The organism is Nocardia sp. CA-120079 (assembly GCF_050955745.1).
Lineage (GTDB): Bacteria > Actinomycetota > Actinomycetes > Mycobacteriales > Mycobacteriaceae > Nocardia.
This window is the reverse complement of record NZ_CP192088.1, coordinates 7,622,437-7,635,134: the sequence shown is the minus strand read 5'-3', so window position 1 is coordinate 7,635,134 and position 12,698 is coordinate 7,622,437. Positions and strand designations below refer to the sequence as shown.

Sequence of the window (12,698 nt, the reverse complement as noted above, 5' to 3'; positions counted from 1 at the left end):
GTGCCGACACTCAACAGAACTCGGAATGCCCAGGATTCCTCTCCGGTTGAGCAGGCCCGGATCCGGTCCGGACCCACTCATCCGGAGAGGAATCACTCTTCGGGTCAGCCCTTGTAATCGGGCGGTGGGCCTTCCTGGGGACCGAGAGCCGACTCGAATGCCGCCGAGTAGACCGCGAAGCGGGATTTCCAGGCATCGGGTGCCGGCGCAACCCCGACAAGCCGGTCCAGGCACTCGTCCCAACCCGCGGCATTGCGTGCCGCCGCGCCCGGTGGGAGTTCGTCGACCAGCACCAGGCGGGTACCGCCTTCGTACTCGCTCAGCTCGAAGCGCAAAATCTCTTCGCCCCAGGTGAAGGACAAAAGATTCGGCTCGTCCACGGCCAACACCTCGCCGCTGAGCGTCATGTCGACGACATCGCTCGGGAAGCGGAATGTTATCGCGGCGCCAACTCGCCAGACCTCGCCGTCCACGATGACGTCGCAGGGGAACCAGGATTTGAGCTGTTCTCGCTGGGTGATGGCCTGCCACACCACTTTCGGCGGGTCGGGTAGCCGGCGCTCCAGTCGTACGGCCGGTCGTGCGCCATCGGTAATCAGTTGAGCGTCGGTCACGATTGCCTCCGTCGGTTGAGATGTTCTTCCAGTCGGTCCAGGCGCGCGCTCCACAACCGGCGGTAGGGCTCGAGCCAGTCGTCGAGTTCGACCAGCGGATCGAGCCTGATGCGGTAGAGACGACGTTGGGCATCCGAGCGCACCTCGACCAGCCCGACATCCTTGAGCATGCGCAGATGTTTCGACACCGCGGGCTGGCTCAGGCTCAACCGTTGTGCCAACACTCCCACCGGTTGCTCTCCCTCGCGCAGCACCTCGAGGATGGCCAGTCGATTCGGCTCGGCCAGCGCCTGAAATGCCTTCGGCGTCGTCACGCGACCAACTATTCCTCATCAGTTATATAACTGTCAAGGAATATACTCTCGTGTCACTTGTCGTGGTTGCTTGTCGAGACGGAGTCCGCGCCAGGACGGGTGTCGAAGTCGGTCGTCACCGGTCCATTCGGCGAACGACACCTCACCGACAAGCTGGGGCTCGACCCAGACGGCGTCGGGAACAATGGTGTCGACGGTGGGTGTCGTGCGTTGCAGTGGTTGGAGTCTCGCCTTCAGCTCGTCGAGCATTGTCTGGGTGAATCCGGTGCCGACATTGCCGATATAGGTCAGCTTTCCTGCGTCGTCGTAGATGCCCATGAGCAATGAGCCGATGTGCCCGGCCCGGCGGCCGGTACCCGGGCGCCAACCGATGATGACGACTTCCTGGTCGTTGACGTTCTTGACCTTGGTCCATAGCGGGCTGCGTCGCCCGGGCAGGTAGGGGCTGTCGAGTCGCTTGCACACGATCCCTTCGAGGCCGAGCCGTCGCGATTCGGCGAGGACGTCGGCGCCGGAGCCGTGCAGACGCGGCGGAACCCGCCAGTGCGGGCCCTGGAGGTCGAGTTGTTCCAGTAGTTGTCGACGCTGCTCGTAAGGCAGATCGATCAGAGAGCGGGTGCCGATATGGAGTAGATCGAAGATGAGGTAAGTCGCTTTCACGGACTTGGCGAGGCTTCGAATCGCTGCGGGATTGCGCTGGTGCATGCGTGGTTGCAGCGCCTCGAAGGAGCTGCGTCCATCGGCGGTGAAGGTGACGATTTCGCCATCGATGACGAAGGGCGGGGTCGCCGGGGCAAGATCGGCGAGTTCGGGCCACGCGGCAGTGATGTCGTTGCCGTTGCGTGAGATCAGGCGCAGATCGCGGTCGACGTGCCCGATGGCGCGAATACCGTCGAATTTCACCTCGTATGCCCAGCGTTGGTCATCGCGGGGGAGGCGGCCCGCGAGCGCCAGCATCGCCGCGTAGCGGGGCAGCCTTGTCACATTCGCCTCGACACCATCGCCTGGCCTTCCGCCGGAGATGAAGATCAGTTGAATAGTACCGATTGGTCTGGATAGCTGATTGGTCGCTGCCCGTTTTCCGGCTGGGCCTCTTGTTGTCGTCGTTCGTCGCCTCCGCCCCCTGCCTGGCACGGTCCGCGCCCGAAGTCACGACCACGTCGGCGAGGATCGGGCCGTGCGAACCATCTATGTCATCGCTCATCCAGAGTCGACGCACCAGCAATGGCTGGATCAGCGATTCGTGCCGCCGCCCGCCGTCGGGGAGCGAATGGGCCATGATGAAGGCATACCGGGATCGGAGACCATTGCCGCATTCGCGCGGCGCATCTATTCGGCGATGGACGCGATCCGGGAGCGCGACTGCGACCGTCAGATCGTCGTGACGCACGGTGGCGCAATCACTTTCGTTATTGCGGCGTGGACGATGTTGCCGATCGAATCACTCGGTTATGCCCGGTTCCATGCTGCTCCGGGAAGTATCACGGAGTTGCGCGAGGATGACTACTTCCGCAACCGCCAGGTCGTCAGCCTCGGTGATACCCGCCATCTCATCTGAGAGTGCTTGCGATGACGGTGGTTACGACTTTGCGGGTGGCCTCGGGGGTTGGCGTGGGGTTGCTGCGGTCGGCGAAGAGGAGGTGGGCGCTGCCGATGAGGGTCAGGGCAAGGGTGTCGGTGTCGGCCTCGGGGGCGATGCGGCCGAGGGTCTGTTCGGCGGTGAGGTAGGACGCGAGCATGGTTGTCGCTTCGGTGAGTACGGGTACGCCGGAGGGGCGGACCTGGCGCAGGCGGGTGCGGAGTTCGTCGCGGAAGGTGACGAGGCTGACTATGGCTACCGCGACCGATTCGAAGACGGTGGTCAGGGCGTCGGTGAGATTGTCGGTGACTGTGCTGGTGCCTGCCGATTCGCACAAGGCGGCGGACTGCTGATCGATGCGGCGGATGCGGTCGAGTACGAGGTCGGCGAGGAAGGCGTCGAAGTCGGCGAAGTGCCGGTGCAGGACGCCCTTGGCGCAGCCCGCTTCGGTGGTGACAGCGCGGCTGGTCAGCGCATTCGGACCGTCTCGCAACAGGATTCGCTCGGCAGCCTCGAATAGCTGCTCGCGCGGATCGCGCATGGCCACGCCTGTCGGCACGGTATCTCCCCTCTCGGGCGCACCCGTTGGCAAGTGGGCATGTGCCCACTATGGTGGGCACATGCCCACTCTACCTTCGGAGCCCACGTCCTCCGACCAACGCGAATCCCATCGAGCCCGTGAGCTGGCCGAATCGTTCGGCTCGGATCCGGAACGCTATGACCGCGCCCGGCCCAGATATCCGGCTGCCATGGTCGATGCGATCGTTGCCGCCAGCCCCGGACCCGAGATCGTCGATGTCGGTATCGGCACCGGCATCGCGGCCCGGCAGTTCCGGGCGGCGGGTTGCCATGTGCTGGGCGTGGAGGTCGATGCGCGGATGGGTGAGTGGGCGCGAAAGTACGGTTTCGAGGTCGAAGTGTCTGCCTTCGAGAACTGGGACCCCGCGGGCCGAATCTTCGACGCCGTCATCTCCGGCCAGACCTGGCACTGGGTGGACCCGGTCGCTGGTGCCGCGAAAGCCGCTGAAGCGCTGCGACCAGGTGGACGGCTGGCCGTCTTTTGGAATGCGGGCCAACCGCCGACGGATTTGGCCCAAGCCTTCGCCGAGGTCTATCAACGGGTCGCCCCCGACTCGCTCGCTGCCCGCTGGGCTTCGGCAGCGACGACCGCATATTCGACGCCGATCACAAAGGTGATCGAGGGGATCCAGGCGGCAGGTGGCTTCGGTGATCCCGTGCAGTGGAACTTCGACTGGGAGCGAATCTACACCCGGGACGAGTGGTTGGACCAACTACCGACGACCGGCGGCCATGCCCAATTCTCCGCTGCCACAGAGGAAGAGGTGCTGGAAGGCGTGGGGGCAGCCATCGACGCGGCGGGCGGTTCCTTCACGATGCGGTTTATGACGACCGTAGTCACGGCGCTGCGGATCTGACTCCATGTTGCCCCGGTGCCGCGCGCGAGCTCGGTGATGGGGCCACCCGTGAGCGACGCGGCGCGCTCGGGCGTCATCCGTACCAGCTCCGCCTCGGGCATGGCGTCACTGACTTCGCTGATTCGGTCGGAACGATCAGAGTAGTGAACGTGCTTGCGGAACAAGGAATTTCGCGCCTTCTCGGGCGAAGTTATCCACAGGCTCGGAGTTATCAACAGACTTTTTATTTCGCCTGGTCGGCACTCATTCCCGACCTTGTGGCCGGACTAGCGTCGCCGCCATGTCCCGACATGACGAACGCGAACGGATTCGCCGACGACTGAGCGTGTTGACCGAGCGAGTCGGTGCCAGCCGAACGATCGGCGCCGGAAGTCCGGCGCGTACCGACGCCGAGCCGTGTCGAAGTTCGCCGCGCTCGTCGAGGTCCGGGAAGCGATCGGGGCGAAGCAAGCCGCCGGTTCGCGGTGGGCGCTGGGATGACGAGGAGTTATCCGAGGCGGTGGAGTCCGATCCCGAGGTTTCGTATACCGAGGCGGCCGGGTCCGACCTCGAGGATGATGACGACGGGGTCGGCGAGGTGCGGGCACCGAGTTGGCTGGATGTGCCACAGCGGCGCTCGGCTTGGCGGGATCGGCTTGTGCCGGAACGATTTCGGGGAACTCGACTGGATCCGGGGTGGCGGGGACTGGTGACGCTCGTCGCGGTCGGACTGGCGGCGGTGGTCGTCGCTGCCGTCGTGGTGTTGCGTGAGCGGCCGGTCGCGCAGACGGTGCCGCTGCCGTCGGCGGTGCGCATCAGCGCCGGCACGGTACCGGCTGGGTTGCCCGGCGCCAGCATGGCGGCATCATCCGGAGCTGGACCGTCCGTCGTTCCGGTAACCACCAGTCCCACAACGGAATTAGTGATCAGTGTGGTCGGCCTCGTGCATCGCGGCGGCCTGGTTCGATTGCCCCCCGGGGCACGGGTCGCCGACGCACTCAACGCCGCTGGTGGTGCCAAGGACGGCGCGGATCTGAGCGGACTCAATCTCGCACAGCGTCTCCAGGACGGCGACCAGGTTCTCGTTGGTCCAAGTGCTCCGAATGCGGGGCCGCAACTCGGCAGCGCCACGATCAGTGCAGGCGGGCGGCTGCCAGGCGGCACCACTTCGAATTCCGCTGCGGCACAACGTCCATCGAGCAAAGTCGACCTCAATACCGCAACCGAAGCCGAACTGGATGCCCTCCCCGGCATCGGGCCGGTCACCGCCCGCGCCATCGTCACCTGGCGCACCACGAATGGACGATTCACCGATGTCGCCCAACTCGGCGAGGTCGACGGCATCGGCCCGGCCCGCCTCGCCCGTCTGCGCGATCTGGTGACGGTATGACCGCATTCGAGGGTGTGTCGGACGGACAGGGCGATATCGATCGCCGGGCTGCCGAGGATGGCGAGCCGTCGATGGAGGCGGTACCGGTGCTCGACGCACGGTTGCTGCCTGCGGCGCTGAGTTGTTGGGGTGCAACGATTGTCGCACTGACGGTGGGATGGGTGGCCGGTCTGGTGCTGGCGTCGGTGCTGGTACTGCTCGCGATCGGGCTCTGGGTGGCGCTGTTGCGCGCAGTGGCCCATCCCAGCGAGCGGTGGCGGGTAGTCGCCGTTGCGACACTTGCCGCGCTGCTGCTCGGTGCCGGGTTCGCGGTGGCCGGGGCGTGGCGCGAGCATCGGGTGGCGACGCATCCGTTGCGGAACACAGCGGCTTCGGTGCGTGTGGTCGTCACACCCGTCGATGATCCGAAACCGGTGCGGTCCAGCGCATTTGGGGGTGAGCAACGGTGGACGGTGCGGGCACACTTGCGCGACTACCGCCAGGGCGGTTCGACGGTACGGGCGGGTGGCACCGTGGTGGTTCTCGGATCCGGTGCGGATTGGGGCGAGCTGCTGCCCGGACGGGCGGTGGAGTTTCGGGCCAAGCCGGAGCTCCCGTGGCACCGCGATCTCACTGTCGCCACGCTGCGCGCCCAGGGACCGCCGGTGGTGGTCGGCGCGTTGCCCTGGTGGCAACGGATAGCCGCAGCAGTGCGCACCGACCTCGCGTCGGCCGCACGCGTACTGCCCGAACAACAGGCCGGGCTGCTGCCCGCGCTGGTGGTGGGCGACACGTCCGCGCTGTCCGGCGAAGTCCGCGAGGAGTTCGAAATCGCTGGGCTGGAGCATATATGCGTGGTCAGCGGGGCCAATTTCACGATCTTGTTGGCGGTTGTACTCGGTGCGGTGCGGCTACTCACCCTGGGCCCGCGCGTCGGTGCGGCGGTCGCGGCGGCGGCGCTGCTGATGTTCATTGTGGTGGCACGTCCGGATCCGAGTGTGCTGCGGGCTGGGGCAATGGGGGCGATTACCTTGCTCGCCTTGATAACCGGACGCCGCAAGCAGGCATTGCCCGCGCTCTGCACGGCGGTCATCGGTCTGCTCGCGCTGTGGCCGGAACTGGCGGTGCGCGCGGGATTCGGACTGTCGGTACTGGCGACCGCCGGACTGATCCTCTTGGCGCCGAGTTGGGCGGACTGGTTGCGCGCCCGCGGCTGGTGGCGGGTGCCGGCCGAGATCGTCGCGGTATCGGCCGCCGCGTTTGTGGTGACGACACCGCTGGTGGTCGCGCTGACCGGACGGCTCAGTTTAGTTGCGATCCTCGCGAATATCCTGGTCGAGCCGGTAATCGCACCGATCACGGTGCTCGGGGCTGTCGGCGCCGCGCTCGCCGCGGCCTGGCCCCCGCTAGCCGAACTGATACTGCGTTGCGCGCAACCGCCACTGTGGTGGCTGCTGTTCGTCGCCGAACACGCGGCGAATGTGCCTGGCGCGGAGATCTCCGTGCGCGGTGGGCTCACCGGCGGGGCAATCGCCTGTGCGGCAGTAGTTCTCGTTGTGCTGGCATTGCGGTCGGCGATCATGCGTCGCCTTGCCGCCGCCGTTCTGCTCGGTGTCGCGGTCGTGTTGATTCCGGTGCGGGTATGGCATCCGGGCTGGCCACCCGCTGGCTGGGTGTTGGCTGTCTGTGATGTCGGACAGGGTGACGGACTCGCATTGTCTGTCGGTAATCACACGGCGGTTGTCATCGATGTCGGTCCGGACCCGCGCATCATGCGGACCTGTCTGAATCGCTTGCGCATCAACCGGATCTCGCTTCTCGTACTGACGCATCCACACGCCGACCACATCGCTGGTCTGGCCGGCGCCTTACAAGGCCGGACGGTCGACGCCCTGGGTGTCGGGCCTGGCGAGCTGTCCGGAACAACGGTCGACGTCGAATCCGCAAGCACCAGCGCGGTGCGAATATCGAATTCGATCGGATCCGAGGCGGATTCAGGCGAGTCGACAGCCACGTCCAACGGACCGCGTTCCTCGCGAGATCGGGGCGCATCGGTCACCGGTCCGGAGCAAGTCGCCAGTCTCGCAGCACAGGCCCACATCCCCGTGCTGGAGCTGTCTTCGGGACAGGTATTGCGTTTCGGCGCTGTCGAACTGAACGTACTGGCCCCGGCCCCACTCGCGCACCGCCCGACCGGCCCACCGAGCACCGAAGACGCCAACGACCGCTCGATTGTCATCGCCGCCACCACTGCCGCGGGCCGAGTTCTGCTCACCGGCGATATCGAGGCGCCGGCGCAACAACGACTGCTCCACTCGGGTGCTCCCCTTCAGGCCGACGTTCTGAAGGTGCCACACCATGGATCCCGAACGACCACCAAGGAATTCATCGCCGCCGTCCATCCTCGACTCGCCTTGATCAGTGTCGGCGCCGACAACACCTTCGGCCATCCGAACCCCGGTGTGCTCGCGGATCTGGCCGAGCTGGGCGTCACTGTTGCCCGGACTGATCAACAAGGCCACGTCGTGGTCCTAGGTGAGGGTCGTCAGCTGCGAACCCTGACGTCTCGACGAGCCAGATCGCCGTCCCGATAGTCCGCGCGCCGATCTGGACAAAGCTGATCGACTCGGGGCAGCTTCCGAGCGCAGGTCTTGGTTGGACCCCGTGTCCGGACGAAGTCGGGACAGTTATCTGCCGACTGCAGCGTCTGGTTGTGGATGAAGAAGGGACAGCCGGACGACAGGGATCCGAGTTCGAATACCTACGGTGGCAAATCGGAGGTGCCTGTGAGGTGTGAGGACGTGTCGGTGACGGACCGTAGGATGCTCGCGTGAGCGAACGGACTGCGGCAGTGCACCTGGTGCTCGGCGATGAAGAGCTGTTGGTCGAACGGGCCATCGCGGGGATTGCGGCGCAGGTGCGGGCCAATGCGCCGGACCCCGACGCGGTACCCGTTGATCGACTGCGGGCCGGGGATGCCAGCACCGCGGAGCTAGCGGAGTTGTTGAGCCCTTCACTGTTCGCCGAGGACCGGGTGATCGTGCTCGAGTCGGCGGCGGAGGCGGGTAAGGAGGCGGTCGCGGTGATCACCGACGCCGCCGCGGATCCGCCCGAAGGTGTGGTGCTCGTGGTGCTGCACTCCGGGGGCGGCCGAGCCAAGGCGCTGGCCCCTGCGCTGCAGAAGTCGGGTGCACAGGTACATGACTGCGCCAAGTTGACGAAGGCGGCCGAGCGGGTCGAGTTCGTGCGCGGGGAATTCCGCAATGCCGGGGTGCGGGTTTCGGGCGAGGTCGTGCAGGTGATGCTGGAGGCGGTCGGCTCGGATCTGCGGGAATTGTCCGCGGCCTGTTCGCAATTGGCCGCCGATACCGGCGGCAAGATCGATATCGCGGCGGTGCGCCGCTACTACTCCGGCAAGGCCGAGGTCTCCGGTTTCGATGTCGCGGAACTCGCGGTGGCCGGCGATCGCCCCGGTGCCATGGAGGCATTGCGCTGGGCCAATGACCGCGGCGTACCGCATGTACTGCTCGCCGATGCTCTCGCCGACTCCGTCCACACCATTGCCCGCGTCGGATCCGCGGGCCGCGGCGACCCGTTCAAGCTGGCCCAGCAATTGGGCATGCCGCCCTGGAAGGTGAAGAAGGCCCAAGCCCAAGCGCGGGGCTGGAACCAGGCCAGCATCGGTACGGCCCTGCAAGTCGTCGCCGCGCTGAATGCCGACGTCAAGGGCGGTGCCGCCGACGCCAACTACGCCTTGGAACACGCACTGACGCAGATCCTGGACCTGCACTCCGCAACCTGACACGGCCCCGCGACAACATTTCCGCAGCGGATAGCCGCTGAGCACAGACTGACGGCGATGTTTGTCCGCTCCGGGTCGACGGGATCCGGAATTTACCGCTCGGTCGTCGCCAACTTCTCATTTACCCATTTATTGATGCTCACACCGTGCTCGGCCGCCTCCATAGCCAGTCGTCGATGCAGCGCAGGCGACATGCGCAATGCGAAGTGACGATCGCCGCAAGCACCTGTTCGACCTGATCGGTCTTGGCTTTACCGCCGTCTCCTCGCTGGATATTCACCCGTGGATCGCCCGCCCGCGGTGTTTCGAACACCGCATGGCTGGTGCCTTCCTGGCGCGGCGTGCTCGCAGCACACCTTGTGTAGCTCGTCGTAACGGATGTTGGTCGGACTTTCCGCCATCTTCTGGAGCGACTTCTCGACCGAAGGCGCCCAGTGATATTACCCGTGATATCGCATTGGCTCGAGTTCAGCGAAATCTTGTTGATAGGTCACCGACGTACCGATGTGGTGGGTGCGAGCAGCACTCGCACCCACCACATGAGGCGAAACTCAGTTGCGGCCTTCGATTTTCAGGTCGCCGAAGGTCACGCCGCGGGTCATCGGGCGGGCGAGCATGTCGTGGGGGAAACCCAACTCGATCGCACTGGCCTGCTGCAGCCGGTCCAGCTGCGCGGTGTCGAATTCGACCTCGAGCGCTCCGAGGTTGTCCTCCAACTGCGCGGCCGTTCGTGCACCGATGATCGGCGCCGTGACGCCCGGATTCTGCAGTGTCCAGGCGAGCGCTACCTGTGACGGCGTCTTACCCAGTTGTGCCGCAACATCTTTCACCACGTCGGCGATCACCAGGCCGCGTTCGGTGAGCGACCCGTTGGCGGCCGCCACGTTCTTGCGGGTGCCCTCCGGTGAGCTGTCGGTGTCGTGTGCCAAATCGGCGCGGCTGTACTTGCCGGTGAGCACCCCGCTGGCCAGCGGCGACCAAGGCACCACGCCGAGGCCGAGTTCTTGCGCCATCGGAATGAGATCGCGTTCGACGGTCCGCTCGATCAGGCTGTACTCGATCTGCAGCGCGATCAGTGGGGACCAGCCGCGCAGGTCGGCGATGGTCTGCATGCGTGCGACCTGCCAGGCCGGTGCGTCGGAGATGCCGACATAGAGCACCTTCCCGGCGCGGACCAGATCGTCCATCGCGCGCAGGATCTCCTCGACCGGGGTCAAAAAGTCCCAGGCGTGCAGGTACAGCAGGTCGATGTAGTCGGTGTTCAGCCGACGCAGGCTGGCCTCCACCGAACCGACCATGCTCTTGCGGTGATTGCCGCCGGAGTTGGGATCGGTCGGCCGCCGCAGCATCGTGTATTTCGTTGCCAGCACCAGACTTTCGCGGTTCGCGGCGCTGAACTCGCCGAGCAACTGCTCGGAGGTGCCGTTGGTGTACTGGCTCGCGGTATCGATGAAGTTGCCACCGCGCTCGACGTAGGTGTCGAAGATCTTGCGGGCCTCGTCCTTATCGGCGCCCCAACCCCAATCGGCGCCGAACGTCATGGTCCCGAGGCACAGCGGAGACACCCGAAGACCCGAGCGGCCGAGCAACCGGTAGGTATCGAGGGTGCGGGCTCCGGACATGTCGTGCTCCTGTCGTTCGTACTTTGTTTCCGGTGTCATCGAGTCTGGAACGGCGCGAGAGTGTGGGTAAGGGAAGGTCTTTCCTGGGAAGGCCAGTCCTAGTCAGCCGTAAGATCGAGGGCGATGACGAGCACGGTGAATGCGACACAGCGGAGCGAGCTCAGGCCCGGAGGCGGTAGCTTGCGTGACCACGGCGGGCCAGGAAGCTCCGCGAATTGGGCACAAGCACTCGCGGCCTTTCTGCGCGCTCGGCGCGAGCGATTGAATCCCGGAGACTTGGGGCTGCCCCCGCGCAAACAGGCTCGGCGCACCCCTGGTTTGCGCCGTGAGGAAGTCGCCGAGCTCGCGGGCGTGAGCACCGACTACATCGTGCGGCTGGAACAGGGGCGCGGCCTGCGCCCATCCGCGGACGTCCTGGAGGCGCTCGCACGCGCGCTGCGCCTCGATACCGACGAGCGCGCCTACCTCTTCGATCTGGCCCAGCAGCGCCAGCCGAATGCCGGGAAACCGAGCACCGTCGCCGCGCCCGTGCTGGAGCTGCTGGTGCACGATCTGTCGCCATTGCCCGCGATGCTGGTCAACCACCGCTACGACATCCTGGCGTGGAATCCGGAAATGGCGCGGTTGGTCGTCGACTTCGGTGCCCTGCCGCCACGGCAGCGCAACTCCATGTGGCTGTGCCTATTGGATCCCGCGATGCGCGATTTCTACTGCGACCGGGATCGGATCATTCGCGAGGGCATCGCCGATCTGCGCGCCGCGTGGGCGGCCCATCCGGATGATCAGGAACTTGCCGATCTGGTCGCCGAGTTCACCGCACGCAGCGAGGAGTTCGCGCAGGGGTGGGCCAGACACGACGTCCGGGTGCAGGGGCGCGGCAGGAAGCCGCTGCGCCACCCGGAGGTCGGGCCGCTGGTGGTCGATTTCGAAGTGCTCATGCCGCTACAGGATCCGGACCAGCGCATCATCATCTATCGCGCGGCCGATGCGGAGTCCCAGGCCGCGCTGGATCGTTTGAACGCCGCCCTGGATTGAGCACTCAGAGATCCGCACCCGCTCGGTGCGGGTGCGGATTCACGGGGATCTATTCGACCGAGCTGAGAACCAGTTCGATGTCCTCTTCGGACTCCTCGTACCGGCCCTCCCACTCCTCGTAGACCGGAATTTCCTCGTCCCTGGTGACGATCCACTCCAGCGAGTAGCCGCCTTCCTCATCGGGGACCATGACGTTCTCGATCTTCAGTCCGATGCCGAGGACCTCAGCTGCGCGGATGATGTCCGGCAGATCTTCGGAGCGAACCGGTGTCTGATTGGCGTACACGGTAACCATGCGCCGAATCGTAGCGGGAACCTCCGACATGTGGTGCCCGATCAGAATTCGGCTTCAGGAACGGGATGCGGGGATGACCTGGGGATGTTGGCGGGGACGCCACTTTCCTGCCGATTTGCCCAGGGCAGTCTCGATGACCTGGCATCTGTCGGGACGGTGCCGCTCAACGCCCAGGGGGCCGCATCGACGCCGAAGCGAGTGATTGCTGAAGTATTGCTGAAGAAGTACCTGAATTCAGGCTGCCGGACCGAAAAAGTGATCCTCGCAATAGTCGATCAGCGACGACAAAAGCCGCCGTGGTCATCGAGGCCACAGCGGCTGCGTCAACGTATGGGTGGTACCGCGGGCGGTACCGGTGCGATCAGAGCTTGTTCAGCGCCAGCGCGAGAGCCGACTTCTTGTTGGCGGCCTGGTTGGCGTGGATGACGCCCTTCGAGGCGGCCTTGTCCAGCTTGCGGCTGGCACTGACAACCAGATCGGTGGCCTTCGCCTTGTCGCCGGCCGCGAAGGCCTCGCGGACCTTGCGGATCTCGGTGCGCAGCTCGGACTTGACCGACTGGTTGCGCTGGCGCGCCGCCTCGTTGGTACGGATCCGCTTCATCTGGGACTTGATGTTGGCCACGCCTGTTTCCTCGTGTTCCTGTCGCTGGTGG

General features: G+C 65.6%; 14 protein-coding genes. 6 read left to right on the top strand and 8 right to left on the bottom strand.

Features of this window, described 5'->3' with window-relative positions:
• Window positions 1–104: 104 nt before the first annotated feature.
• From ACQPYR_RS34825 to ligD, 3 genes are read right to left on the bottom strand one after another with little or no spacing between them, the layout of a single operon-like run.
• Window positions 105–614 (bottom strand): SRPBCC domain-containing protein, encoded by a 510-nt coding sequence (locus tag ACQPYR_RS34825; RefSeq protein ID WP_433623156.1) that lies wholly within the window; start codon window positions 612–614, stop codon window positions 105–107.
• Entirely contained in the window at window positions 611–928 is a 318-nt protein-coding gene (locus ACQPYR_RS34820) for an ArsR/SmtB family transcription factor (protein WP_433623154.1), read from the bottom strand. The genes ACQPYR_RS34825 and ACQPYR_RS34820 overlap by 4 nt, the downstream gene beginning before the upstream one ends.
• A 33-nt stretch (window positions 929–961) precedes the next feature.
• Window positions 962–1,912, bottom strand: coding sequence for a non-homologous end-joining DNA ligase (gene ligD / locus ACQPYR_RS34815; protein ID WP_433623152.1), 951 nt, complete (start codon window positions 1,910–1,912; stop codon window positions 962–964).
• A 193-nt stretch (window positions 1,913–2,105) separates the two neighbouring features.
• Between ligD and ACQPYR_RS34810 the strand changes: the two genes are divergently transcribed.
• Complete coding sequence (locus ACQPYR_RS34810; RefSeq protein ID WP_433623150.1) at window positions 2,106–2,486, top strand: histidine phosphatase family protein; 381 nt, start codon at window positions 2,106–2,108, stop codon at window positions 2,484–2,486.
• Here the strand turns inward: ACQPYR_RS34810 and ACQPYR_RS34805 are convergent.
• A complete protein-coding gene (locus tag ACQPYR_RS34805) occupies window positions 2,479–3,066 on the bottom strand; it encodes a TetR/AcrR family transcriptional regulator (protein ID WP_433623149.1) in 588 nt (195 codons plus the stop codon). The genes ACQPYR_RS34810 and ACQPYR_RS34805 overlap by 8 nt on opposite strands.
• 61 nt (window positions 3,067–3,127) lie before the next feature.
• On the opposite strand from ACQPYR_RS34805, the gene ACQPYR_RS34800 reads away from it, so the two are divergent.
• From ACQPYR_RS34800 to holA, 4 genes are all read left to right on the top strand, one after another.
• Window positions 3,128–3,943 carry a class I SAM-dependent methyltransferase gene (locus ACQPYR_RS34800; protein ID WP_433623147.1) on the top strand — a complete coding sequence of 272 codons (816 nt, stop codon included), beginning with the start codon at window positions 3,128–3,130 and terminating at the stop codon, window positions 3,941–3,943.
• 280 nt (window positions 3,944–4,223) lie between these two features.
• On the top strand, window positions 4,224–5,312 hold the full coding sequence (locus tag ACQPYR_RS34795; RefSeq protein WP_433623145.1) for a helix-hairpin-helix domain-containing protein: 1,089 nt from the start codon (window positions 4,224–4,226) through the stop codon (window positions 5,310–5,312).
• On the top strand, window positions 5,309–7,885 hold the full coding sequence (locus ACQPYR_RS34790; RefSeq protein WP_433623143.1) for a ComEC/Rec2 family competence protein: 2,577 nt from the start codon (window positions 5,309–5,311) through the stop codon (window positions 7,883–7,885). Before ACQPYR_RS34795 ends, ACQPYR_RS34790 begins: the two co-directional genes overlap by 4 nt.
• Before the next feature lie 236 nt (window positions 7,886–8,121).
• Window positions 8,122–9,093, top strand: coding sequence for a DNA polymerase III subunit delta (holA, locus tag ACQPYR_RS34785; protein WP_433623141.1), 972 nt, complete (start codon window positions 8,122–8,124; stop codon window positions 9,091–9,093).
• Between the two features lie 92 nt (window positions 9,094–9,185).
• Here the strand turns inward: holA and ACQPYR_RS34780 are convergent, their stop codons facing one another.
• Together ACQPYR_RS34780 and ACQPYR_RS34775 are read right to left on the bottom strand one after the other, a co-directional pair.
• Entirely contained in the window at window positions 9,186–9,293 is a 108-nt protein-coding gene (locus ACQPYR_RS34780; RefSeq protein ID WP_433623139.1) for a toxin-antitoxin system HicB family antitoxin, read from the bottom strand.
• A gap of 351 nt (window positions 9,294–9,644) precedes the next feature.
• Window positions 9,645–10,715, bottom strand: coding sequence for an aldo/keto reductase (locus ACQPYR_RS34775; protein ID WP_433623137.1), 1,071 nt, complete (start codon window positions 10,713–10,715; stop codon window positions 9,645–9,647).
• A 180-nt stretch (window positions 10,716–10,895) separates the two neighbouring features.
• Between ACQPYR_RS34775 and ACQPYR_RS34770 the strand changes: the two genes are divergently transcribed.
• The gene (locus ACQPYR_RS34770) at window positions 10,896–11,750 is read left to right on the top strand and encodes a helix-turn-helix domain-containing protein (RefSeq protein ID WP_433623135.1); all 855 of its coding nucleotides are present in this window, start codon (window positions 10,896–10,898) and stop codon (window positions 11,748–11,750) included.
• A 49-nt stretch (window positions 11,751–11,799) separates the two neighbouring features.
• On the opposite strand, the gene ACQPYR_RS34765 is transcribed toward ACQPYR_RS34770, so the two are convergent.
• Together ACQPYR_RS34765 and rpsT are read right to left on the bottom strand one after the other, a co-directional pair.
• Window positions 11,800–12,045 carry a hypothetical protein gene (locus ACQPYR_RS34765; RefSeq protein WP_040687907.1) on the bottom strand — a complete coding sequence of 82 codons (246 nt, stop codon included), beginning with the start codon at window positions 12,043–12,045 and terminating at the stop codon, window positions 11,800–11,802.
• A gap of 361 nt (window positions 12,046–12,406) precedes the next feature.
• On the bottom strand, window positions 12,407–12,667 hold the full coding sequence (gene rpsT, locus ACQPYR_RS34760; RefSeq protein WP_040687883.1) for a 30S ribosomal protein S20: 261 nt from the start codon (window positions 12,665–12,667) through the stop codon (window positions 12,407–12,409).
• Window positions 12,668–12,698: the final 31 nt, after the last annotated feature.